This is a genomic window from Bradyrhizobium viridifuturi, from assembly GCF_001238275.1.
GTDB classification, from domain to species: Bacteria; Pseudomonadota; Alphaproteobacteria; order Rhizobiales; family Xanthobacteraceae; genus Bradyrhizobium; species Bradyrhizobium viridifuturi.
Genome location: NZ_LGTB01000011.1, coordinates 59,486 through 81,452, shown reverse-complemented (window position 1 = coordinate 81,452; position 21,967 = coordinate 59,486). Strand labels below are relative to the sequence as shown.

Genomic DNA, 21,967 nt, shown 5'->3' with positions numbered 1-21,967 from the left:
CCGCACGTGCGCAATCGGGAAGGATCCGTCACCCGCGGCTTGCCGTGTGCCGGGCCGGCCGGGCCGGAATCGGAGCCAGCGGCGGCGGGCCGGAACCGGCCCCGCGGGGCTGGCTCGTCCGGCTGGCAATCCCCGCCATCCCCACCATATCTGGCATAATTGACCGCTAGGGACCGCAAGCGCTTGGCCATTTTGGGGCGATGTGATAACGCTCTGAAACCAGCTTCGACCGCCACTCGTGACCGTCCGCATCCCGTGTAAAGGCTTGCGGCGGTGGAGATATTTCGCCGATGACCTCGTCCACCAACACCGCTTCCGCGCCCGATTCCTTCTTCTCGGCGACCCTTGCCGAGGCCGATCCCGAGATCGCCGCCGCGATCAAGGGCGAGCTCGGCCGGCAGCGCCATGAGATCGAGCTGATCGCCTCCGAGAACATCGTCAGCCGCGCCGTGCTGGAGGCGCAGGGCTCGGTGATGACCAACAAATACGCGGAAGGTTATCCGGGCGCGCGCTACTACGGCGGTTGCGAGTGGGTCGACGTCGCCGAGAACCTGGCGATCGAGCGCGCCAAGAAGCTGTTCGGCGCCGGCTTTGCCAACGTCCAGCCGAACTCCGGCAGCCAGATGAACCAGGCGGTGTTTCTGGCGCTGCTGCAGCCCGGCGATACCTTCATGGGTCTCGACCTCGCCGCCGGCGGCCATCTCACCCACGGCTCGCCGGTCAACATGTCCGGCAAGTGGTTCAAGGCCGCGCACTACACCGTGCGCCGCGAGGACCAGATCATCGACATGGACGAAGTCCAGAAGCAGGCCGAGCAGGTCAAGCCGAAGCTGATCATCGCCGGCGGCTCGGCCTATTCGCGCGCCTGGGACTTCAAGCGCTTCCGCGAGATCGCCGACTCGGTCGGTGCGTATCTGCTGGTCGACATGGCGCATTTCGCAGGCCTCGTCGCCGGTGGCGTGCACGCTTCGCCGGTGCCGCATGCCCACGTCACCACCACCACGACGCACAAGTCGCTGCGCGGTCCGCGCGGCGGCCTGATCCTGACCAATGACGAGACGCTGGCCAAGAAGTTGAACTCGGCGATCTTCCCCGGCCTGCAGGGCGGCCCGCTGATGCACGTCATCGCCGCCAAGGCGGTCGCGTTCGCCGAAGCGCTGCGTCCGGACTTCAAGGTCTACGCCAAGAACGTGGTCGAGAACGCCAAGCACTGGCGGAGACGCTGCGCGGGCACGGCCTCGACATCGTGTCCGGCGGCACCGACAATCATCTGATGCTGGTCGACCTCAGGCCGAAGGGCCTGAAGGGCAACATCTCCGAGAAGGCGCTGGTGCGCGCCGCCATCACCTGCAACAAGAACGGCATCCCGTTCGATCCCGAGAAGCCGTTCGTGACCTCGGGCCTGCGGCTCGGTACGCCGGCCGCGACCACGCGCGGCTTCGGCGTCGCCGAGTTCAAGCAGGTCGGCGGCATGATCGCAGAGGTGCTGAACGCGCTGGCGCAGTCGCCGGACGGCAAGGCGCCGCTGGTCGAGGCCGCGATCAAGGAGCGCGTCAAGGCGCTGACCGATCGCTTCCCGATCTACCAGTAAGTTAAAGGGTCGCTGTTAGAGGTCCCGTCGGATGCGCTGCCCGAGCTGCAATTCTCTCGATACGCAGGTCAAGGACTCGCGTCCGACCGAAGACTCGGCCGTGATCCGCAGGCGGCGCGTGTGCATGGCCTGCAACTTCCGCTTCACGACCTTCGAGCGGGTACAGCTGCGCGAGCTGACCGTGATCAAGCGCAACGGCCGCCGCGTGCCGTTCGACCGCGACAAGCTGGTGCGCTCGCTGCAGATCTCGCTGCGCAAGCGCCCGGTGGAGTCGGAGCGGTTGGAGAAGATGGTCTCCACCATCGTTCGCGAGCTCGAAAGCGGCGGCGAGGCGGAGGTCTCCTCGGAGGCGATCGGCGAGATCGTGATGGAGCATCTGCGCCAGCTCGACGACGTCGCCTATGTGCGCTTCGCCTCGGTCTATCGCAATTTCCGCGAGGCCAAGGACTTTGAAGCAGTGCTCGACGAGTTGACCGGCGAAGAGGACCCGCGGCTCGCCACGTTGCGAAAATGATCTTTCGCATTCTCGAAGACCAGTTCGCGCAGAAATCCAAAGAGGCCAAAGCCGCCGATCTGCGCTTCATGCAGCTTGCGCTGGCGCTCGGCCGCCGCGGACTCGGGCGCACCTGGCCCAATCCGGCGGTCGGCGCCGTGATCGTCAAGGACGGCGTCATCGTCGGTCGCGGCTGGACCCAGCCCGGTGGTCGGCCGCATGCCGAGGTCGAGGCGCTGCGGCGCGCCGGCGACGCTGCCCGCGGCGCCACGCTCTATGTCACGCTCGAACCCTGCTCGCATTTCGGCCGCTCGCCGCCCTGCGCCGACGCCGTCGTCGCGGCCGGGCTTGCGCGTGTGGTCTCGGCGATCGAGGACCCCAATCCGGAGGTCGGCGGGAAGGGGCACGCGAAACTGCGCGCCGCCGGCATCGCTGTCGATGTCGGGCTGTGCGCCGCGGAGGCCGCGCGCGACCATGCCGGACATTTCCGCCGGATCACGGACAAGCGTCCACATGTGATCCTCAAGCTCGCGGTGTCAGCCGATGACAAGATCGCAGCGCACGGCCACAAGCCGGTTGCAATATCAGGCGAGGCCGCGCGGACCCGCGTGCATCTGTTGCGCGCGCAGTGCGACGCGATCCTGGTCGGCATCGGTACGGTCAGGGCTGACGATCCGCTCTTGACCTGCCGGTTGCCGGGCATGGCTGCGCGCTCGCCGGTACGCGTGGTGCTGGATCGCGCGCTGCGGATCTCGGGCGACAGCCGCCTGGTGCATTCCGCGCGCGAGACGCCGCTCTGGGTGATGACGTCCGATCTGGCTGAGGCGCCCGCCGCTGTGAAGCTCGGCGCCGCCGGCGCACAGGTGATCCGCGTTGCCGCCGGCGCGCCCGCGGGGCTCGATCTGCCTGCCGTCCTGCATGCGCTGGCCGAGAAGGGAATCACCCGACTGCTGGTTGAGGGCGGGTCTCGCGTGGCAAATTCTTTCGTGGCGGCCGGCCTTGCCGATGAAATCTGGCTGTTGCGCGGACCGGATGCGATCGGTGCCGACGGCGTTCCCGCGCTGGACGCATTGCCGCTCGACGCAATCACGCAGTCGCCCGCTTTCCGGCTTCGTGCTAGCGAAGCCCTCGGCAAAGACAGTCTCAATATCTACGAGCGTGCGTGATGTTTACCGGAATTGTCACCGATATCGGTGAGATCGTTAGCCTGAAGCCCGTGGCGCAGGGGCAACTGCATCGGCTGCGGATCGCCTGCGACTACGACCAGACCACGATCGCCGACGGCGCCTCGATCGCCTGCAACGGCGTCTGCCTCACCGTTGTCGCCTCCGGCACGTCAGGCGGCAAGACCTGGTTCGACGTCGATGCCGCGGCCGAAACGCTCGGCATGACCACCGCCAGGCACTGGGCGCAGGGCGGCCGGCTCAACCTCGAGCGCGCGCTCAAGATCGGGGACGAACTCGGCGGTCACATCGTGGCCGGCCATGCCGACGGCATCGCCACCATCGTCAAGCGCGACGATCTGCCCGACATGGCGCGCTTCGAGCTCAGAACCACCCGCGAACTGGCGCGCTTCATCGCGGCGAAAGGATCGATCACGCTGGACGGCGTCTCGCTGACCGTGAACACGGTCGACGACGTGACCTTTTCGGTGCTGATCATCCCGCACACGCTCAGTGTTACGACCCTGAGCGGCTGGAAGGCCGGCAGTGAGGTCAATATCGAGGTCGATCTGATGGCCCGCTACGCGGCGCGGCTGTCGGAGATGAAATAGCCTCGATCCGGCATTGCGGCCGAGACGGACGTCCCTATGTGCCAATTCGGCTCGGGCGACTGCCGGCCGGATGTCCCATGCATTGCTGACGAAGCCGACCTGAAAAATCAGGCCGATCGCGGTGACATCCGGGCCAGTATTGCCCTTGGCTTTACCGCCTGCTGCGCCTAAAACGCTGCACAAATCCTCCCCAAGTTCCGATTGGTTATTGCAATGGCTGACGCGCGGCGCGCACCCCTGAAGGACCAGACCGACATATCAGGCGCACGCGTGCTGATCGTCGAGGCCCGGTTTTACGACGACATCCAGGATGCGCTGCTGGAAGGCGCGCTGGCGGAGCTGAAGATCGCCGGCGCGAGCCACGACGTCATCACGGTGCCCGGCGCGCTGGAAATTCCGGCCGCGATCGCCATTGCGATCGATGCCGCTGAAGCGAACGGCAAGCCCTATGACGCGGCGATCGCGCTCGGCTGCGTGGTGCGCGGCGACACCATCCATTTCGAAATCGTCTCGATGGAGTCCTCGCGCGGGTTGATGGATCTGGCTGTCAGCCGGAAATTCCCGCTCGGCAACGGCATCATCACCGTCAACACCGAGGCGCAGGCCTGGGCGCGGGCGCGCGCCAGCGAGTTGAACAAGGGCGGCGACGCTGCCCGCGCCGCGATCGCGATGCTGCGGATCAAACGCCGTCTGGCAAAGGCCTGATCATGGCTCAGAGCAACAAACCCGGCAAAGCCCCTGAAAGAAAGGCCAACCGGCGCGGCGCGGCGCGGCTCGCCGCCGTGCAGGCGCTCTACCAAATGGACATCGGCGGTGCCGGCATCAACGACATCTTCGCCGAATTCGAGAGCCACTGGCTCGGCAACGAGGTCGAGGGCGAGAAATATCTGCCGGCGGAAGCGGCGTTCTTCCGCGACGTCGTCTCCGGCGTGGTGCGCGATCAGGCCAAGCTCGATCCCCTGATCGACGAGGCGCTGTCGAAGGGCTGGCCGCTGAAGCGGATCGACGCGATCCTGCGCGCGGTGCTGCGGGCAGGCTCCTACGAGCTCGAGCACCGCCGGGACGTGCCGGGCCGCGTGGTGGTGTCCGAATATGTCGACGTCGCCCATGCCTTTGTCGAGAAGGACGAGACCGGCATGGTCAATGCCGTGCTCGACCAGATCGCACGCCAGTTCCGCGGCGACGAGTTTGTGCGGAGCTGAACCGCATATTCCGCCGTCATCACCCGCGCATGCGGGTGATCCAGTACGCCGCGGCGGCTATTTTCAACAACAGCTTCCGCGGCGTACTGGATCGCCCGGTCAAGCCGGGCGATGACAGCTGAGGGGAGGCGCACGATATGGCAGAGCGTCACGATAATCCCTCCGGCGAAGACTCCCTGATCGCGCGCTATTTCAAGCCGCTCGCGACCGATCCCGGCGCGTTCGGTCTCGAGGATGACGCCGCCGCGCTGCGGGCCGCCGGCGAGGACATCGTGGTCACCACGGATGCCATCGTCGAGGGTGTGCATTTCCTCAGCAACGATCCGCCCGACACGCTGGCGCGCAAGGCGCTGCGGGTGAACCTCTCCGATATTGCGGCCAAGGGGGCTGTGCCCGCCGGCTTCGTGCTGACGCTGGCCGTGCGCAAGGCCGATGAGAGCTGGCTGAAGCCGTTCGCCCGGGCGCTTGGCGAGGACGCAGCCGATTTTGGCTGTCCGCTGCTCGGCGGCGATACCGTCGCCACGCCGGGGCCGCTGATGATCTCGATCACCGCATTCGGCCGGCTGCCGCAGGGCAAGATGGTGCATCGCGCGGGCGCGCGGGCGGGCGACCGCGTGTTCGTCACCGGTACGATCGGCGATGCCGCGCTCGGTCTCGACGTGCTCCAGGGAGGTCCGGTCGCGGCGGCGCTGGCGGACGATGCCGCCGGGCGGGATTTTCTTGCCGCCCGCTACCGTGTTCCGCAGCCGCGCAACGCGCTTGCCCACGCTGTCCGCGCCCACGCCAGCGCTGCGATGGATGTGTCCGACGGTCTCGCCGGCGATCTGGCAAAGCTTTGCGAAGCCAGCGGTGTGACGGCCGTGATCAACGTGCCGAGCGTCCCGTTGTCATCCGCGGCCGCGGGGCTGCTCGCACGCAAGGCGATCGGGATCGAGACGCTGGTCGCCGGCGGCGACGACTACGAACTTCTGTGCGCCGTCCCGGGCGATCGCGCAGACGCGTTCCTGCGAGAGGCACGCCAGGCCAAGGTCACAGTGACCGCCATCGGCGGCCTCATTGCCGGTTCGTCACCACCGAGCTTCCTGGATGGGCAGGGCAGGGAACTGAAGTTGAAGCGCCTGTCCTACAGCCATTTCTAGCATTCCCGGCTGATAGCGCCGATTTTCCTTCTAAATTGCTGCCCATATCGGCTTTTTCGGCCACAGGTGGCGTTGCACAGCGGTAACGATTTTGGCAAGGTCGCGCCCGATTTGAGGCAATCCGTTTTGGGGAGGGTTGTCCTCGCAAAATAAGCGCCTGCCGCGCCCTAGCGGCACAAATAGGCGCGGGGGTTACATCAAGGATCTGAGGCAACATTCAATGACAGCTTTATGGTTGATTGTGCTCTGCGGGGCGCTTTCCATCGTCTACGCGATCTGGGCGACCCAGTCGGTTCTCAGTGCGGATGCGGGCAATGCGCGCATGCAAGAGATTGCAGGTGCCGTGGCCGAAGGTGCGCAGGCCTATCTGCGGCGGCAATACACCACGATCGGCATAGTCGGTATCGTGATCTTCGTGCTGCTGGCCTACTTCCTCGGCCTGCTGGTGGCCCTCGGATTTGCGATCGGTGCGATCCTGTCGGGCGCGGCCGGCTTCATCGGCATGAACGTCTCGGTGCGCGCCAACGTCCGCACCGCACAGGCGGCGACCACCTCGCTGGCCGGCGGCCTCGAGCTCGCTTTCAAGGCGGGCGCGATCACCGGCCTCCTGGTGGCCGGTCTCGCGCTGCTCGGCGTCACCATCTACTTCATGATCCTGGTCAAATTCATGGGTCTGGAAGCGGGCAGCCGCACCGTGGTCGACGCCATGGTGGCGCTCGGCTTCGGCGCTTCGCTGATCTCGATCTTCGCCCGTCTCGGCGGCGGCATCTTCACCAAGGGTGCTGATGTCGGCGGCGACCTCGTCGGCAAGGTCGAGGCCGGCATCCCGGAGGATGATCCGCGCAACCCGGCCACGATTGCCGACAACGTCGGCGACAATGTCGGCGACTGCGCCGGCATGGCGGCCGACCTGTTCGAGACTTATGCGGTGACCGCGGTTGCCACCATGGTGCTCGCGGCGATCTTCTTCGCCAAGACCTCGATCCTGGTGAACATGATGACGCTGCCGCTCGCGATCGGTGGCGTCTGCATCATCACCTCGATCATCGGCACCTTCTTCGTCAAGCTCGGCGCCAGCCAGTCGATCATGGGCGCCCTGTACAAGGGCCTGATCGCCACCGGCATCCTGTCGCTGGTCGGCGTCGCGGCCGTCATCAACTGGCTGATCGGCTTCGGCCCGCTCGAAGGCGCCAAGTTTACCGGCATGGCGCTGTTCGAGTGCGGCGTGGTCGGCCTCGTCGTCACCGGCCTGATCATCTGGATCACCGAATACTACACCGGCACCGACTATCGCCCGGTGAAGTCGATTGCGGCGGCCTCGGTCACCGGTCACGGCACCAACGTGATCCAGGGCCTGGCCGTCTCGATGGAGGCGACCGCGCTGCCCGCGATCGTCATCATCGCCGGCATCCTGGTCACCTACAGCCTGGCCGGCCTGTTCGGCATCGCGATCGCGACCGCCACCATGCTGGCGCTGGCCGGCATGATCGTCGCGCTCGACGCCTTCGGCCCGGTCACCGACAACGCCGGCGGCATCGCCGAGATGGCGGGTCTCCCGAAGGAGGTGCGCAAGTCGACCGACGCGCTCGACGCGGTCGGCAACACCACCAAGGCGGTGACCAAGGGCTACGCGATCGGCTCCGCCGGTCTCGGCGCGCTGGTGCTGTTTGCGGCCTATAACCAGGACCTCGCATTCTTCATCAGCGACCCCAGCGCCCATGCCTACTTCCAGGGCGTCAAGCCGGACTTCTCTCTGAACAACCCGTACGTCGTGGTTGGCCTGCTGTTCGGCGGCCTGCTGCCGTACCTGTTCGGTGCGATGGGCATGACCGCGGTCGGCCGCGCCGCCGGTGCGATCGTCGAGGAGGTGCGTCGTCAGTTCCGCGAGAAGCCCGGCATCATGCAGGGCACCGACAAGCCGGACTACGGCAAGGCGGTCGACCTGCTGACCCGGGCGGCGATCAAGGAAATGATCATCCCCTCGCTGCTGCCGGTGCTGTCGCCGATCGTCGTCTACTTCCTGATCTACTTCATTGCGGGCGGCGGTGCGGACGGCAAGTCGGCGGCATTCTCGGCGGTCGGCGCCATGCTGCTCGGCGTCATCGTCACCGGTCTCTTCGTCGCGATCTCGATGACCTCGGGCGGCGGCGCGTGGGACAACGCCAAGAAGTACATCGAGGACGGCCACTACGGCGGCAAGGGCAGTGATGCCCACAAGTCCGCGGTGACCGGCGACACCGTCGGCGATCCCTACAAGGACACGGCGGGGCCGGCGGTGAACCCGATGATCAAGATCACCAACATCGTGGCGCTGCTGCTGCTGGCAATCCTCGCGCACTGAGCGACATCAACGAATGCAAAACCCCGCGGCGAAAGCCGCGGGGTTTTTGTTGGAAGAACTTGACGCGAACAACACGGAGATCAATCGATGTCGCTCTCATCCGCCCGCAACTACGCGCTGCGCGCCGCCAAGTCGCAGGATCAGAAGGAGGCCATCGACCTGCTGTCGCAGGCGATCATGGAGCTTGCGATGTCGATCGAAGCCACCGACGCCAAGGTCAAGAAGATCAACAAGTCTTCGTAGCGCTGGCCGCACCGTGATCCCAAATGACGGCGGCGCCGTCACTTGACCTCCATCTGCAAGCCTTCCTTCTCGATGATGGCGGCGAATTTCTTCGTCTCGGCATCAACGAAATCGGAGAATTGCTGCGGCGTGCCGTAGTCGGCGCGTGCACCCATGCCGCTGATGTTCTTCCTGACGTCGTCGCGCGCCAGCATCGCCTTGATCTGGCGGTTCAGCTCGTCGACGACGGGCGCGGGCGCGGTCTTCGGCAGGAACACGCCGAACCAGGACGCGACGTCGAATTTTGCCAGCTCAGGCGCGCCCTCGCGCATGGTCGGCAGGTTCGGAGCAGACTCGCTCCGCTCGGGGGTGGTGACACAGAGCCCGTTCAGCTTGCCGTCCAGCACCTGCGGCAGCGATGGATAGAGATTGTCGAACAGGATCTGGATGTCGCCGGCGAGCCCGGCCTGCAATGCCGGGCCGGCGCCGCGGAACGGGACGTGCGTCATCTTCAGCCCGGTCAGTTGCAGGAACCAGGCGCCGGTGAGGTGAGGGCTCTGCCCGGTGCCGGACGAGCCGTAGGTTAGCTTGTCGGGGTTCTTCTTCAGATAGGCGATCAGTTCGGGGATCGACTTGATGCCGGTCGATGGATGCGCCGAGACGATGTTCGGGATCCGGATCATGTTGGAAACCGCCTGCAACTGGTCGGCTTTGTAGGTCAGATTGCGGAAGATGCTGAAGGCGATCGCGTTCGGGCCGGGATTGCCGATCAGGATGGTGTGGCCGTCGCCCTTGCTCCGCGCGACCTCCGATGTGCCGATGGTGCCGCCGGCGCCCGAGCGATTCTCCACCACGACCGACTGGCCCCACAGTGGCTGCAAATGGGCGGCGAGCAGCCGCCCCATCACGTCGGTCGATCCACCGGCAGCGGCCGGCACGACGATGCGAACCGTCTCGGTCGGCCGCCAGTCGCCGGCACCCAAGCTGGCGCGCGGCAGGATCGATGCGGCCGCCAACGCGGCCGTGCCGGACAATACCGTACGACGGGAAAAACTCTTGGCTCTCACGCGCTTACCCCCTGCTCAGGCTCTTGTTTGTGAGCAAGCCTAGGGGAGCGCTTGCCGGTCGGGCAAGCGCGACAACTTGGCGCAGCAAGTAGCGCTCTGGTTCAGGCCAAGCGGAGGGCGCTTCGCTCGAAGCGCCCTAGTTGAAGCTCAGCAGCTTGAACAGCGGTGTCAGGTATGACATTTCCTGGCCCGACGTCGGCGTGGACCGGCTGACGAAGTCGAAGATCTTGCCGTCCTTCAGGCCGTAATTGGCGAGCCGGCGCACCTGGCGGTTCTTGTCGAAATAGACCGCGATGACGCGCTGATCGACCACCCGTTGATTCATGAAGGCAACCGGGCGCGAGGTCCGCTGCGAGATGTAATAGAACACCTCGCCGTCCAGCGTTGCGACCGTCGAGGGCGTACCAAGCACGATCAGCACCTGATCCTGGCTCGCACCGATCGGAATCTGCTCGAGCGCGCCATCGGGCAGAATGTAGCCCTTCTGGAATTGCTCACCGGCGCAGCCGCCGAGCGCGGCGCCGCAGACGAGGCCAACGACCGCGAGGGCGCGGAAGCGCATGAAGAACCCGCGCGCGGAAGCCACGCGAGACTGTCTTGGAAGAGTGTGGTTCATCGGCGGAACTGATCCGTCCCCTTGCATCGGCCGGAGCATTGACGTACCGGGCAGCTCAATGGATTGCAATCATGCCGAGCTCCAATGGACGAGCCCTCAACAGGCGTCCTTTGGGGGCCGGCAGCCGGAACCCGCTATGCTTTGGCCGTTCAATCACTTCAAAAGACCCCGGGTGCCCGCGCGCAGCACCATTGAGACCATCTATGGCATGATCGTGACGCAGGCGCGAGAACCGTTGTTTTACCGTGACTTGGGTGTCCCGGACACGGTTAATGGCCGTTTTGACCTGCTTGTGATGCATCTGTGGATGGTGTTGCGGCGACTTAAATCCGTCGATGGCGGTGTGGAGCTGGCGCAGGCCCTGTTCGATCATTTCTGCATCGATATGGACGACAATCTCAGGGAAATGGGCGTCGGCGACCTCACGGTGCCGAAGCGCATGCAGGCGTTCGGTGAGGCGTTTTACGGCCGCACCGCGGCCTATGATCTGGCGTTGGCCGACAGCGGCGAGGCTCTGGCCGAGTCGTTCTGCAAGAACATCCTCAATGGTCAGAACATCGACAAGGCCCGCGAGCTGGCCGTCTATGCCCGGGAGGCACTGGCCGAACTGGCACGCGCCGACCGCGCGGCACTGACAGAGGGTAAATGGCGCTTTCCGACGCCACAGAAAGCGGGGAGTGCGGCATGAGCGGCGGCAGCACGGGACGGCCCGAGCGCGAGCGCGACCCCTGGCGGGTTCTCGTCAATGTCGCGCAGATCCCCGAGACCGGCTTGCATCGTGAGATCACAGCCGACGAGGCGGTACGCAAGGCGATGGCCGACGTCGCGGAGCTCCGGGACGTCATTTCCGCGCAGGCGCAGTTCGATCTGCAGCCCAAGCGCGACGGCAGCTGCCACGTCACCGGCCGGGTTCGGGCCCGGATCGGACAAACCTGCGTGGTGACGCTCGATCCGATCGAGAGCGAGATCGACGAGCCGATCGACGTGGTGTTCGCGCCGCCCGAGCAGATCCCGCAAATGGCCGATCTGGTCGACGACGCCGAGGAGAGCGACGAGGAGACGCCGGATCCGCCGGAGCCGATCGTCGGTGGCTTCATCGATATCGGCCGGCTTGCCACCGATGCGCTGTTCCTCGGCATCGACCCATATCCACGCAAGGTGGATGCGGTCTTTGAACAAGAGGTTGAAGCGCCTGACCCGGAAAATCATCCGTTCGCGGCGCTGAAGGCGCTGAAGGGGCAGGCGGACGGCAAAAAGCCCAAGGGCAGCTAAGGGCGGCCGAGCGGCAGCCGATGTCACATTTGCGGGGATGGCTCGCTACGGAGCTGCGCGAATGGTGTTCGCGATCACTTCAAATAAGCGTCATAATACATTGAAATACAATGCATTTCTGATATATCTTAATGCGCTGCGTGACGGTTCGGCCACTGCCTCGTTTGTGGTCAAGAGGTTGTGTCGGACCGCGGACACGCTATTGTCGCGGCCCGGCCGGGACGCGAGTTGGTGTTTCGTCGGGCGCCGTTGACGGCGGTGACTTCAAGCTCGCGGTCTTCGTCTGAAGGGCTGTGGGAGAGCAGGCTTCCGGGACGTTCATGCCTCATAAGGTTCGAATCGCGCTTGACGCCATGGGGGGCGATGTCGGCGCTTCCGTCGTCATTCCGGGCGCCGCGATTTCGTTGAGCCGTCATCCCGACAGCGAATTCCTGCTGGTTGGAGACCGTGCCCAGATCGAGCCGGAGCTCGCCAGGCATCCGGCGCTGAAGGCGGTATCGAAGGTGATCCATACCGACGTCGCCGTGAAAGGGGACGAGAAGCCGAGCCAGGCGCTGCGGCGGACCCGACGCGCCTCGTCGATGTGGCTCGCGATCGATGCCGTGAAGCATGGCGAGGCCGACGTCGCGATCTCCGCCGGCAACACCGGTGCGCTGATGGCGATGGGCAATATCAACCTGCGGACGCTGCCCGGGGTCGACCGTCCGGCGCTCGCCGCGGTGTGGCCGACGTTGCGCGGCGATTCCGTCGTGCTGGACCTCGGCGCCACGATCGGCGGCGATGCCCGCCATTTGACGACGTTGGCCGTGATGGGCAGCGCCATGGCGAGCGTGCTGTTCAACCTCGAGCGGCCGACCGTCGGCCTGCTCAACATCGGGTCCGAGGAGATCAAGGGCCACGAGGAAATCCGCGAGGCAGCCGGCATGCTGCGGGCGATGAACGGGTCCCAGTTCAATTATGTCGGCTTCATTGAGGGGGACGGGATCGGCAAGGGCGCTGCCGACGTGATCGTGTCGGAGGGGTTCTGCGGCAACATCGCGCTCAAGACCGCCGAGGGAACCGCACGCCAGATGTTCACCCTACTGCGCGAATCCATGTCGTCGAGCTGGCTGGCGCGGATCGGCTATCTGTTTGCCCGCGGCGCGTTCCAGAAGCTGCGCGACAAGCTCGATCCCAACAAGTCGAACGGCAGCATCCTGCTCGGCCTGAAGGGCGTCGTGGTCAAGAGCCACGGCGGGGTCAACGCGGAAGGCTTTGCCTATGCGGTCGATGTTGGCTATGAGATGGCCCACTTCGATCTCCTCACCAAGATCAATCAGATGCTTAATCGCGACGGCAGTGCGCTGGTGCAGGCGCAGACCGCGCAGGAGGCTGTCTCGTGACTGCGATACGTTCGGTAGTGCTCGGCTGCGGCTCCTATCTGCCGGAGCGGGTTTTGACCAATGCCGAACTGGCCAGCCGGATCGACACGTCTGACGACTGGATCGTTCAGCGCACCGGCATCAGCGAGCGCCACATCGCGGCCGACGACGAGTTCACGTCGCATCTCGCGATCAAGGCGGCGCAGGCCGCGCTGGCCGATGCCAAGATCGACGCGCAGTCGATCGACCTGATCGTGCTCGCGACCTCGACGCCGGACAACACCTTTCCGGCGACCGCGGTCGCGGTCCAGCACGGGCTCGGCATCAACCATGGCGTCGCCTTCGACCTGCAGGCGGTGTGCTCCGGCTTCGTGTTTGCGCTGACCACCGCCGACAATTTCCTGCGCGCCGGCCATCACAAGCGGGCGCTGGTGATCGGTGCCGAGACCTTCTCGCGCATCCTCGACTGGAACGACCGCGGCACCTGCGTGCTGTTCGGCGACGGCGCCGGTGCAGTCGTGCTCGAGGCGCAGCAGCATTCCGGCACGATCAATGATCCCGGCGTGCTGACCACGCATCTGCGCTCCGACGGACGCCACAAGTCGAAGCTGTTCGTCGATGGCGGTCCCGGCTCGACCAGGACGGTCGGCCACCTCCGGATGGAGGGCCGCGAGGTGTTCAAGCACGCCGTCGGCATGATTACCGACGTGATCGTCGACGCGTTCAATGCCACCGGCTTCACCGCCGACGACATCACCTGGTTCATTCCGCACCAGGCCAACAAGCGAATCATCGACGCGTCGGCCCACAAGCTGCATATTGCGCCGCAGAAGGTGGTCTTGACAGTCGACAAGCACGGTAACACCTCGGCCGCCTCGATCCCGCTCGCGCTGTCGGTCGCCGTGAAGGACGGGCGCGTCAAGAAGGGCGATCTGGTGCTGTTCGAGGCGATGGGCGGCGGCTTTACCTGGGGCTCGGCGCTTGTACGCTGGTGAGCGCTTCGCCTAAAGGTACGGATATTTCGTAAGGGTCTTTTCCAGCGTGCATGCTGGTCGCTGTTGACCATTGCGCGCTAAGCTTTTAATTTCAGTCAAGAAATTGTTCGCCGAGAGTGCGGGGCAGGCGATGACGACGGGAACCGGAAAAACAGTGACGCGTGTCGATTTGTGCGAGGCGGTCTACCAAAAGGTGGGTCTGTCGCGCACGGAATCGTCGGCGTTTGTCGAGTTGGTGCTGAAGGAGATCACCGATTGCCTGGAAAAGGGCGAGACGGTGAAGCTGTCCTCGTTCGGCTCCTTCATGGTGCGCAAGAAGGGCCAGCGTATCGGCCGCAATCCAAAGACCGGCACCGAGGTGCCGATCTCGCCGCGGCGCGTGATGGTGTTCAAGCCGTCGGCGATCCTGAAGCAGCGGATCAACGGCCACGTCGTCACCAATGGCGACGGCAGCAAGGCCGACTAGAGCGTTTTCAAGCGAAGTGGATACCCGGTTCGCGTGAAGAAGACGCGCCAGAACCAGAGTCTGGAGTCCCGTTCCGATTCAACCCGAACGGCGAGGCTACAGGCATTGAAGCCAGAGGAGCGGGCATTTGGACAAGGCGCCGGATGCGTTCCGTACCATCAGTGAAGTCGCAGATGAGCTCGATATTCCCCAGCATGTGCTGAGGTTCTGGGAAACGCGCTTCGCGCAGATCAAGCCGATGAAGCGCAGCGGCGGCCGCCGCTACTATCGCCCCGACGACGTCGACCTGCTCAAGGGCATCCGCCGGCTGCTCTACGGCGAGGGCTACACCATCCGCGGCGTGCAGCGGATCCTGAAAGAGCATGGCATCAAGTCGGTGCAGGGCATCGCCGACCAGACCGCCGCGGTCTCGTTCGGTGCGGTCGAGGAGGCGGTCGGCAACAGCATGGCCGAGCCCGACGACCTCGGGAGCAATGACGGCCTCGATTTCGACGGCGAGGAGGGCGACGGCGACGAGAAGGGCATCGACTACCGATTCGTCGATCCCGACGAGGATCCGATCCTTTCGACCTACAAGGCGCATGCCCAGCCGGGCAAGGCGTCCGCCGCGCCACCGGTGCGGCCGTCCGTTCCTTCAGCGGATCGGGAGCGGCTCGAACGCGCCCTGCAGGAGCTGGTCGCCTGCCGGCAAATGATCGATACGGCGATGAAAGACGGCTGATCCGGGAACCGGTGCCCGGATTGCAGCCTTCAAGGGCCTGCTCCGCCTTGCGCGAACGCAGGATCGCAGCTAATGGAACGGCATCGGAGCGTGGCGCAGCCCGGTTAGCGCACTAGTCTGGGAGACTAGGGGTCGGAGGTTCAAATCCTCTCGCTCCGACCAACAAAGACTTTGACCGGTAAGCCTTCCCGGAATTCGGGCTGGGAAGACAAGACGGAATGTCGCTGGGGCCCGCGCGCGGAACCGGCGGCGACCCCGCCAGGGCCGGCGGGATGGCGAAGTTCGAAGGCCTAGAATGCGCAACTCGTATCGGCCGCTTTTCCTATCAGCACACATTACCTGCAAGAAGCGCTGCGACGTCTCCTGAAGAATTCGCGATGGTTGCGCTCCGCGCCTCCAGCCACTTGCCTAATATATTGCATTGGCTTAATTCGGTTCGAACATTTGCGGGGGAGCCCATCGTGGGAACGGGGTTAGCAAAACGCTTGGCGGACGCGCTCGGTCCTCAAAATGGGCCGCAAGCCCTCGCTTTCCTGAATCAGGCCAAGCGGCATTTCAAGCAAGCTTGGCGTATTGGCCAGAAGGCCGCCGCCGAAGACCTCGCGCCATCGACAGCGCCCAATGTACTTCAGCCCGAGCCATTTCGACACGGCGTCTACAACGATCTCCTTCTGCGTTCGCAGCTCGTGACGCAGTCAGAGCTTCTCGAGCCGAGGCTCCGCCGATGGGAGAATGAAAATCTCCTGCTTGATCGATATAGCGCGCTGAAGCGTCTCGTAGACGAGATGCCGCAGCCGCATCTCGCGAACTACGAGCTTTCCGTCCACGAGACCAAGGCGAGGATGGATCAGGTATACGCGCTTCCGCCCGACATCTGCATGGATCTGACTTCGGTCTGTAACATTCAATGCCGGTTCTGCAAGTATACGCATAATCACGTGCCCAAAGCATTTCTTCCCCTCGAACACATCAAGCAAATCGAGTGGTTTAAGTATGCCTGGTGGCTGAACTTCTCTGCCGGCACGGCTGAATCGATCATCCACCCCAAATTTTCTGAGATATTCAGCTACGTCCGGGACAACAACCCGCACCTCCATCTTTCAATACTCACCAATGGCCGTTCGCTTGTTAAGAAGCGCTTGGACGAGTTCTACGATCGACTGGACTATCTCTACGTGTCGATGAACGCGTCAAATCGCGAGGACTATGATCGGGTTATTCACCAGGGGGACTGGGAGAAGTTCTCCACGAATATGCGCGCGATGAAGCAGGCCCTGAACGGATCCAAAAGACCATTCGTCCAGGCCAATTTTGTCATGATGAAGTGGAACCTCGGCAGCGCCCTTCAGAATCTTGAATTTGCCGCCGAGAACGGCGCCCATATGGTGACGTTCATCCACTTCTATCCACACTACATTCCCGACATTCATGCCGGGCACGAGGAAGTCATCAACTCGAAATTCGGCTTCAGCGATTCGCTTTATTTTGACAAAGAGCGATCCGACGAGATGTTCGCGCGCGTCGTCGACCGGGCCAAGGAACTTGGTGTGCAAGTGCGCGTCCCGCCGCCTTTCTCGAAACAGACGCAGATCTATTTCGGCAATCGATGGGAAGACGAGGTTCCTGAGGAATGCGGTGAACCGTGGCGACATCTATTCCTGCTATGGGGTTGGAAGAGCCGCCGCGAGGAGGCGACCATTTGCTGCGGTCTCGCCGCGGATATTGGCGCTTACTTTGATCGCGAAGCCATTCGGACCACCTCGGGGCTGCGCGAGTTCTGGAATTCGCCGATCCTGCAGGCCTATCGACGTACCGCCAATGGCGACAACATGAATCCTGTTTGTGCGCAGTGCAGGAAGATCGACCGCTTTGATCCAGAAACCACCTACTGGAATCAGCGAGATTTCTTCAAATTCGTCGATTTGCCGGTCCCAGCTCATTTTGAGGAAAATTACGAAGGCTGAGCCTTCTGCCTGATTTCAGTTGAAGCCGAACTCAGGCGGGATGACAGCCTTGAGAGCTGTTGGCGGTTGATGAACCGCTGGTGCAACCGTCGCAGTCGCGGCCGAACTCCGGACCAACGCAAGCCAAGCCCCACCGCGACGCGCCAGGTCGAGGCCTTGGTCGGGTCAAGCGATGATCAGGAGCGCTATCCGCTCCGAAGCCGCATTGCCCAACACCAGCCGATCCATCACACCCAAGACGGCCTAAATGGGATTTGATTTCCGGCGGCTCGGGCCTCGCTTGCGCCCGGCCGTCAGGTCTCGAAATCCATCGCGGCGATCAGGCAGGCCTTTTCCAGGCGGTTGTTGAGCATCGCAAGCTTGCCGGTGAACTCGGCCAGCTCATGCTCGCTGAACTCCTCGAACACGGTCTTCTTGAACGCCTTGTGCTGCTCGGCGAGGCCCGCCAGGTGCTTTCGGGTCTTGTCGGTCAGCGACAGCCGGACCACGCGCGCGTCGGCCGGGGAGGGTGAGCGATGCAGCAGTTCCTTCTGCTCGAGCAGCTTCGACTGCGTGGTCACGAACGACGGATCGACGTGCAGCAGCTTCGACACCACGTTGATCGGCACGCCGTCATTCTTGTCGAGATCCGAGATCGCGATGAGAATCATCCATTGCGGGCCGCTGACGCCGAGCGCCTTGCCCCAGAGCTGGCGGACCCGTTCGAGATGCGAGTTGATGGACGAGATCTCGAGCGTAAAGCGCTTGATGATGTCGAGATGCTCGATGGCGCGCTGGCGCGCCTGATCCTTCCTGGTCACTGACACAGCTTCCCCTTCCCTAGGTGCCGACTCAGCTTTGTGCTGATTTATTTCTTGTTTCCCGCGTCGGCCGCGATGTTTTTTCCCGTAAGTCGCTCAGGAAGGCAAGTGAACGTAAAGCAATTATGATGCGTATGTGACGATTCGGTTTTTTGGGGTGCGACAAAATTACCTATGCAGGTAAGGGGCTTACGTCGAGCGTTGCTGGCGGGACACAGTGTGGCCTCATTCGTATTCCTGACTTTATAAACTATTTTGTTTGGCGAACTCGCCCATGCATATTGAACCCGGCGGTAGGGGAATCTCGATCGTCCCGTTGCGGTGATCGTTCAAGTCCGCCGCACTCCAGAGATTGATCTGCGGGTGCGGGGTTTGGGGAAAACGGTCTTGGACAATGCGGGAGGATCACGGGTCGCTCGCGACCCGGACTCTACGCATATGAGCAACTTGGAGGTTTAATATGACATTGGCGAAGAGCCTTATTCTGGGCTCGGCCGCCGCGCTGGTCGCGGTCGGCGGGGCACAGGCGGCTGATCTTCCCGTTAAGGCCAAAGCGGTCGAGTACGTGAAGGTTTGCTCGCTCTATGGTCCGGGCTTCTACTACATCCCCGGCACCGACACCTGTATCAAGCTGGGCGGCTTCGTCCGCGCTGACGTTGTCGTCAACGGCAACAGCGTCTACGGCCCGAACGTCAACGGCGCCAGCGGTGCCAACAACCGCTTCACCAACGGCTACACCTGGCGTTCGCGTGAAGACTTGAACATCGATACGCGCACCGCGACCGAGTACGGCGTGGTCCGCACCTATTTCGATGCAGTGTTCACCTGGACTTCCGACAGCTACACCGGTCAGGGCAACGGCTCGTCGATCTACTCGGCAATCGGCACCGCTGCGGCGCCGAACAACGCTGGCTCTGGTGGCGTTGCTGCCGGTTCGGTCGGCGTCTACTACGCCTTCATCCAGTTCGCCGGCTTCACCATGGGTAAGTCGGTCTCGCAGTTCGCTGCTCCCTGGAACGGTTATCCGGGCAACAACTACGACGGTCTCGTCGGTGGCGTGAGCACCACCAACGGCATCAACCAGTTCACCTACACCGCGCAGTTCGGCAACGGCGTCTCGCTGGCTCTGTCGGCGCAGGACCAGGTTGCCTACATGCAGGCTGGCGTGAACAACCTCGCGTCGGCGGTGCTTACGGTTCGAGCGACTACGCCGGCACGATCGCGCCGGACTTCGTCGCCGCGCTCAAGGTCGATCAGGCCTGGGGTATCTTCCAGGCGTCGGTCGCCGCGCATGACAACCATGCTGCGTACTACGGTGGCACGGAGCTGACCGGTCATCCCGACGACAAGTGGGGTTGGGCGGGTGCACTGGCCCTGTCGATCAAGAACATCCCGACCGGACCCGGCGACACCATCAACGTCCAGGGCGTCTACACCGACGGTGCGACCCGTTACAACATCCAGGAACTGGCCAGCCAGTTCAGCTCGATCGCCATCTTTGGCAGCACGAACCTGGCGGGCGCCTATCAAAGCGTCGGCTTCGGCACGGCGCCCGATACGGTGTTCGGCCCTGGCGGCCAGCAGCAGTCGATCAAGACCTGGGGCTTCCGCGGCGCGTACACTCACAACTGGGATCCCTACTGGAACACCAGCTTGTACGGTGCCTACGCTGCGGTCATGTACAACGACACGGCGAAGTCGCTCATCTGCGGCGTTGGCGGCGTCGGTGGCACGTTCCGCACGGCCTTCGGTGGCGGCGCTGGCGTGACCAACTGCAACCCCGACTACAACATCGGACAGATCGGCGTGATCACCCGTTGGACCCCGGTCAAGAACCTGACCTTCTCGGCCGACGTGACCTACGTCCATCTCGATCAGAAGTACGCCGGCACGATCACCACCTCGTCGGCTGGTATCGGCAAGCCGACCGCGACCTACGAGCTGAAGGATCAGGACACTGTCCAGATGCTCTTCCGCGCTCAGCGCAACTGGTAATACCGGTTGATCTGATCTCGATCCGACAGAACCCCGGCAGGCAACTGCCGGGGTTTTTTCTTCGACCGAAACAGGTGGTGGCGGAAGACTGGCTGCGACATTTCGGTCCACGCGAAGAGCGAAGACGAGCCATGCGATTCATTGGCGGCAAACTTATTTACTTAGCTGATCTACTAAACTATATACGCCACGGCCAACACATTGAATGATGGCTCTTAGCGACATGCTAAGCCTCCCAAACCTCCGGCAATGCCCTGCCGGAGGTTTTTGATTCATGACCCGAGCCGGCGCCGGAGACGGAGACGTCCGCGGCCATCGCAAGCCGTCGTCTGCACAGCAGGCCGACAGCGCCGCGTCGATTCGATGCCGTCAAGATTTGACGGAATCGGTCCGCAGTGCATTCTCGTCATTCATGGGACGCTTCAAGAACAGCCGCCTGGCTCGGATGAGCAGCGGCCACTACTGCTTGATACGGGATCTCGGGCTGGTGAAGGGCGGCAAGGGATTGCGGCACCATGAGGTGGTCGTCGACTTCTCGTGGCGGGGCCTGTTCAAGTTTGTCATGAGCGTCGGCGCCGCCGCGTTGCGGCGGCGCGCACCGGTTCGGATCGAGACAGCCGAATAGCGCAGCAGCGATCCCCGGAGTTGCACCCGATCAATCGTGGTGTCACGCGCTGCGCGCCAGGTCTCCGGGCGACTGCTGCGATTGCCGTCAGCGTTGTCGCGCGCAAGCTGTTCACGATCTGCGCGGTCGTCGTCTCCGGTTGTCGATGTCAGATTGTTCGCAGCGTGGAATGATTTCGCTGCGGCATCCTCCGCTTCAATCTACTCGACGCGGCCCGACCGCGCGCGTGACCGTCGGGCACCGTTGCTGGGCGATAATTCGGTGATGTACAGTGCCTCAGTCAAACGGCCGGAAGTGCGATCCGCGTTCCAGCCGAAACCAAGAAAAAACGCAGGGAAGGAACGGATCTCACATGAAGGATTTCGCCGGAAAGATTGCCGTCATCACGGGCGGCGGCACGGGCATGGGGCGCGAGCTCGCACGCCAGCTCGTTGCCGAGGGCTGCAATGTCGCGATGTGCGACGTCTCGATGGAGGCGATGGCCGAGACCAAGCGGCTCTGCGAGGTCGAGAAGCTGCCGCAGGGCCTCCGCATCACCACCCACGTCGCCGACGTCTCGATCGAAGATCACTACAAGCGCTTCCGCGACGAGCTGATCGAACAGCAGGCGACCGACAAGATCCACCTGCTGTTCAACAATGCCGGCATCGGCGGCGGCGGCAGCCTGTTCACCAACACCCGCGAGCAGTGGGAGCGCACCTTCAACATTTGCTGGGGCGGCGTCTATCTCGGCGTCCGCACCTTCCTGCCGCTGCTGGTGAAGGCCGACGAGGCGCACATCGTCAACACGTCGAGCGTCAACGGGTTCTGGGCCTCGGTCGGCCTCGGCGTGTCGCACACCGCCTACAGCGCGGCGAAATTCGCCGTGAAGGGATTCACCGAGGCGATGATCAACGATCTCCGCCTCAACGCACCGCATGTCAAATGCTCGGTCGTGATGCCCGGTCACATCGGCACCTCGATCGTGTCGAACTCGCGCAAGGTGCAGAACGGCTCCGATCAGCTCAATCCCGACGAGCTCAAGCAGGCGCGCCAGCGGCTGCAGGGGCAGGGCATCGACGTCGCCAAGATGTCGGACGCCGACATCCAGCAGCTCGCGCTCGATCGCGCCCGCATCTTCCACGACGAGGCGCCGACCACGGCGGCCGCCGCCGCCAAGATCATCCTCGACGGCGTCAAGGCCGATCGCTGGCGCATCCTGGTCGGCGACGATGCGCATATGCTCGACGAGCGCGTGCGCAAGACGCCGGAGCAGGCCTACACGCCGGAGTTCTATCAGGACCTGGTGGCGGCGACCGGCTGGAAGGTCGGCTGATCAATGCA

General features: G+C 63.7%; 20 protein-coding genes, 1 tRNA gene and 2 pseudogenes. 20 read left to right on the top strand and 3 right to left on the bottom strand.

Annotated features, from left to right (window positions below; genetic code table 11):
- Positions 1-290 precede the first annotated feature (290 nt).
- The 9 genes and pseudogenes from glyA (at position 291) to ALC15_RS44790 (ending at position 8,783) form a co-directional block, all read left to right on the top strand.
- A pseudogene (glyA, locus tag ALC15_RS12000) lies at positions 291-1,591 on the top strand (serine hydroxymethyltransferase).
- A gap of 31 nt (positions 1,592-1,622) precedes the next feature.
- Positions 1,623-2,105, top strand: coding sequence for a transcriptional regulator NrdR (gene nrdR / locus ALC15_RS11995; protein ID WP_050627393.1), 483 nt, complete (start codon positions 1,623-1,625; stop codon positions 2,103-2,105).
- A complete protein-coding gene (gene ribD / locus ALC15_RS11990) occupies positions 2,102-3,250 on the top strand; it encodes a bifunctional diaminohydroxyphosphoribosylaminopyrimidine deaminase/5-amino-6-(5-phosphoribosylamino)uracil reductase RibD (protein ID WP_050627392.1) in 1,149 nt (382 codons plus the stop codon). Before nrdR ends, ribD begins: the two co-directional genes overlap by 4 nt.
- Positions 3,250-3,858, top strand: a complete 609-nt coding sequence (locus ALC15_RS11985) for a riboflavin synthase (protein WP_050627391.1) — start codon at positions 3,250-3,252, stop codon at positions 3,856-3,858. Before ribD ends, ALC15_RS11985 begins: the two co-directional genes overlap by 1 nt.
- A gap of 213 nt (positions 3,859-4,071) precedes the next feature.
- On the top strand, positions 4,072-4,563 hold the full coding sequence (ribH, locus tag ALC15_RS11980) for a 6,7-dimethyl-8-ribityllumazine synthase (RefSeq protein WP_050627390.1): 492 nt from the start codon (positions 4,072-4,074) through the stop codon (positions 4,561-4,563).
- Positions 4,564-4,565: 2 nt separating this feature from the next.
- A complete protein-coding gene (gene nusB / locus ALC15_RS11975; RefSeq protein WP_050627389.1) occupies positions 4,566-5,060 on the top strand; it encodes a transcription antitermination factor NusB in 495 nt (164 codons plus the stop codon).
- A 137-nt stretch (positions 5,061-5,197) separates the two neighbouring features.
- Entirely contained in the window at positions 5,198-6,199 is a 1,002-nt protein-coding gene (gene thiL / locus ALC15_RS11970; protein WP_050627388.1) for a thiamine-phosphate kinase, read from the top strand.
- A 220-nt stretch (positions 6,200-6,419) separates the two neighbouring features.
- Positions 6,420-8,540 carry a sodium-translocating pyrophosphatase gene (locus ALC15_RS11965; RefSeq protein WP_050627387.1) on the top strand — a complete coding sequence of 707 codons (2,121 nt, stop codon included), beginning with the start codon at positions 6,420-6,422 and terminating at the stop codon, positions 8,538-8,540.
- 87 nt (positions 8,541-8,627) lie between these two features.
- Positions 8,628-8,783 (top strand): hypothetical protein, encoded by a 156-nt coding sequence (locus ALC15_RS44790; RefSeq protein WP_167350140.1) that lies wholly within the window; start codon positions 8,628-8,630, stop codon positions 8,781-8,783.
- Positions 8,784-8,821: 38 nt separating this feature from the next.
- On the opposite strand, the gene ALC15_RS11960 is transcribed toward ALC15_RS44790, so the two are convergent.
- Entirely contained in the window at positions 8,822-9,829 is a 1,008-nt protein-coding gene (locus tag ALC15_RS11960; RefSeq protein ID WP_050627386.1) for a Bug family tripartite tricarboxylate transporter substrate binding protein, read from the bottom strand.
- A 136-nt stretch (positions 9,830-9,965) separates the two neighbouring features.
- Entirely contained in the window at positions 9,966-10,391 is a 426-nt protein-coding gene (locus ALC15_RS11955; RefSeq protein ID WP_050627480.1) for an outer membrane protein assembly factor BamE, read from the bottom strand.
- 190 nt (positions 10,392-10,581) lie between these two features.
- Here ALC15_RS11955 and ALC15_RS11950 point away from each other — a divergent pair, with 190 nt between their 5' ends.
- The 8 genes from ALC15_RS11950 (at position 10,582) to ALC15_RS11915 (ending at position 17,224) form a co-directional block, all read left to right on the top strand.
- Positions 10,582-11,133, top strand: coding sequence for a ubiquinol-cytochrome C chaperone family protein (locus ALC15_RS11950; protein ID WP_050627479.1), 552 nt, complete (start codon positions 10,582-10,584; stop codon positions 11,131-11,133).
- The gene (locus ALC15_RS11945) at positions 11,130-11,717 is read left to right on the top strand and encodes a YceD family protein (protein ID WP_050627385.1); all 588 of its coding nucleotides are present in this window, start codon (positions 11,130-11,132) and stop codon (positions 11,715-11,717) included. Before ALC15_RS11950 ends, ALC15_RS11945 begins: the two co-directional genes overlap by 4 nt.
- Before the next feature lie 320 nt (positions 11,718-12,037).
- Positions 12,038-13,099, top strand: coding sequence for a phosphate acyltransferase PlsX (plsX, locus tag ALC15_RS11940; RefSeq protein WP_050627384.1), 1,062 nt, complete (start codon positions 12,038-12,040; stop codon positions 13,097-13,099).
- Complete coding sequence (locus ALC15_RS11935) at positions 13,096-14,073, top strand: beta-ketoacyl-ACP synthase III (RefSeq protein ID WP_050627383.1); 978 nt, start codon at positions 13,096-13,098, stop codon at positions 14,071-14,073. The genes plsX and ALC15_RS11935 overlap by 4 nt, the downstream gene beginning before the upstream one ends.
- 130 nt (positions 14,074-14,203) lie before the next feature.
- Entirely contained in the window at positions 14,204-14,539 is a 336-nt protein-coding gene (locus ALC15_RS11930) for an integration host factor subunit alpha (RefSeq protein WP_035631661.1), read from the top strand.
- 127 nt (positions 14,540-14,666) lie between these two features.
- Positions 14,667-15,260, top strand: a complete 594-nt coding sequence (locus tag ALC15_RS11925; RefSeq protein WP_050627382.1) for a MerR family transcriptional regulator — start codon at positions 14,667-14,669, stop codon at positions 15,258-15,260.
- Between the two features lie 84 nt (positions 15,261-15,344).
- A tRNA-Pro gene (locus tag ALC15_RS11920) sits at positions 15,345-15,422 on the top strand.
- Positions 15,423-15,532: 110 nt separating this feature from the next.
- Positions 15,533-17,224 (top strand): radical SAM/SPASM domain-containing protein, encoded by a 1,692-nt coding sequence (locus ALC15_RS11915; protein ID WP_210168588.1) that lies wholly within the window; start codon positions 15,533-15,535, stop codon positions 17,222-17,224.
- 293 nt (positions 17,225-17,517) lie between these two features.
- Here the strand turns inward: ALC15_RS11915 and ALC15_RS11910 are convergent, their stop codons facing one another.
- On the bottom strand, positions 17,518-18,030 hold the full coding sequence (locus ALC15_RS11910) for a MarR family winged helix-turn-helix transcriptional regulator (RefSeq protein WP_050627380.1): 513 nt from the start codon (positions 18,028-18,030) through the stop codon (positions 17,518-17,520).
- 454 nt (positions 18,031-18,484) lie between these two features.
- Between ALC15_RS11910 and ALC15_RS11905 the strand changes: the two are divergent.
- From ALC15_RS11905 to ALC15_RS11895, 3 genes and pseudogenes are all read left to right on the top strand, one after another.
- Positions 18,485-20,019 (top strand): annotated as a pseudogene (locus ALC15_RS11905) (porin).
- A gap of 445 nt (positions 20,020-20,464) precedes the next feature.
- The gene (locus ALC15_RS11900; RefSeq protein WP_094193847.1) at positions 20,465-20,644 is read left to right on the top strand and encodes a hypothetical protein; all 180 of its coding nucleotides are present in this window, start codon (positions 20,465-20,467) and stop codon (positions 20,642-20,644) included.
- Between the two features lie 352 nt (positions 20,645-20,996).
- Complete coding sequence (locus tag ALC15_RS11895; RefSeq protein ID WP_050627378.1) at positions 20,997-21,959, top strand: SDR family oxidoreductase; 963 nt, start codon at positions 20,997-20,999, stop codon at positions 21,957-21,959.
- Positions 21,960-21,967: the final 8 nt, after the last annotated feature.

Bases quoted from the DNA above. Each gene is read 5' to 3' on its own strand.
- nrdR (WP_050627393.1), top strand. From the start codon at position 1,623: ATGCGCTGCCCGAGCTGCAATTCTCTCGATACGCAGGTCAAGGACTCG.
- ALC15_RS11895 (WP_050627378.1), top strand. From the start codon at position 20,997: ATGAAGGATTTCGCCGGAAAGATTGCCGTCATCACGGGCGGCGGCACG.
- ALC15_RS11965 (WP_050627387.1), top strand. From the start codon at position 6,420: ATGACAGCTTTATGGTTGATTGTGCTCTGCGGGGCGCTTTCCATCGTC.
- ALC15_RS11945 (WP_050627385.1), top strand. From the start codon at position 11,130: ATGAGCGGCGGCAGCACGGGACGGCCCGAGCGCGAGCGCGACCCCTGG.
- ALC15_RS11900 (WP_094193847.1), top strand. From the start codon at position 20,465: ATGAGCAGCGGCCACTACTGCTTGATACGGGATCTCGGGCTGGTGAAG.
- ALC15_RS11985 (WP_050627391.1), top strand. From the start codon at position 3,250: ATGTTTACCGGAATTGTCACCGATATCGGTGAGATCGTTAGCCTGAAG.
- plsX (WP_050627384.1), top strand. From the start codon at position 12,038: ATGCCTCATAAGGTTCGAATCGCGCTTGACGCCATGGGGGGCGATGTC.
- ALC15_RS11930 (WP_035631661.1), top strand. From the start codon at position 14,204: ATGACGACGGGAACCGGAAAAACAGTGACGCGTGTCGATTTGTGCGAG.
- ALC15_RS44790 (WP_167350140.1), top strand. From the start codon at position 8,628: ATGTCGCTCTCATCCGCCCGCAACTACGCGCTGCGCGCCGCCAAGTCG.
- ALC15_RS11915 (WP_210168588.1), top strand. From the start codon at position 15,533: ATGGCGAAGTTCGAAGGCCTAGAATGCGCAACTCGTATCGGCCGCTTT.
- ALC15_RS11950 (WP_050627479.1), top strand. From the start codon at position 10,582: ATGCTTTGGCCGTTCAATCACTTCAAAAGACCCCGGGTGCCCGCGCGC.
- ribD (WP_050627392.1), top strand. From the start codon at position 2,102: ATGATCTTTCGCATTCTCGAAGACCAGTTCGCGCAGAAATCCAAAGAG.
- nusB (WP_050627389.1), top strand. From the start codon at position 4,566: ATGGCTCAGAGCAACAAACCCGGCAAAGCCCCTGAAAGAAAGGCCAAC.
- ALC15_RS11955 (WP_050627480.1), bottom strand. From the start codon at position 10,391: ATGCGCTTCCGCGCCCTCGCGGTCGTTGGCCTCGTCTGCGGCGCCGCG.
- ribH (WP_050627390.1), top strand. From the start codon at position 4,072: ATGGCTGACGCGCGGCGCGCACCCCTGAAGGACCAGACCGACATATCA.
- thiL (WP_050627388.1), top strand. From the start codon at position 5,198: ATGGCAGAGCGTCACGATAATCCCTCCGGCGAAGACTCCCTGATCGCG.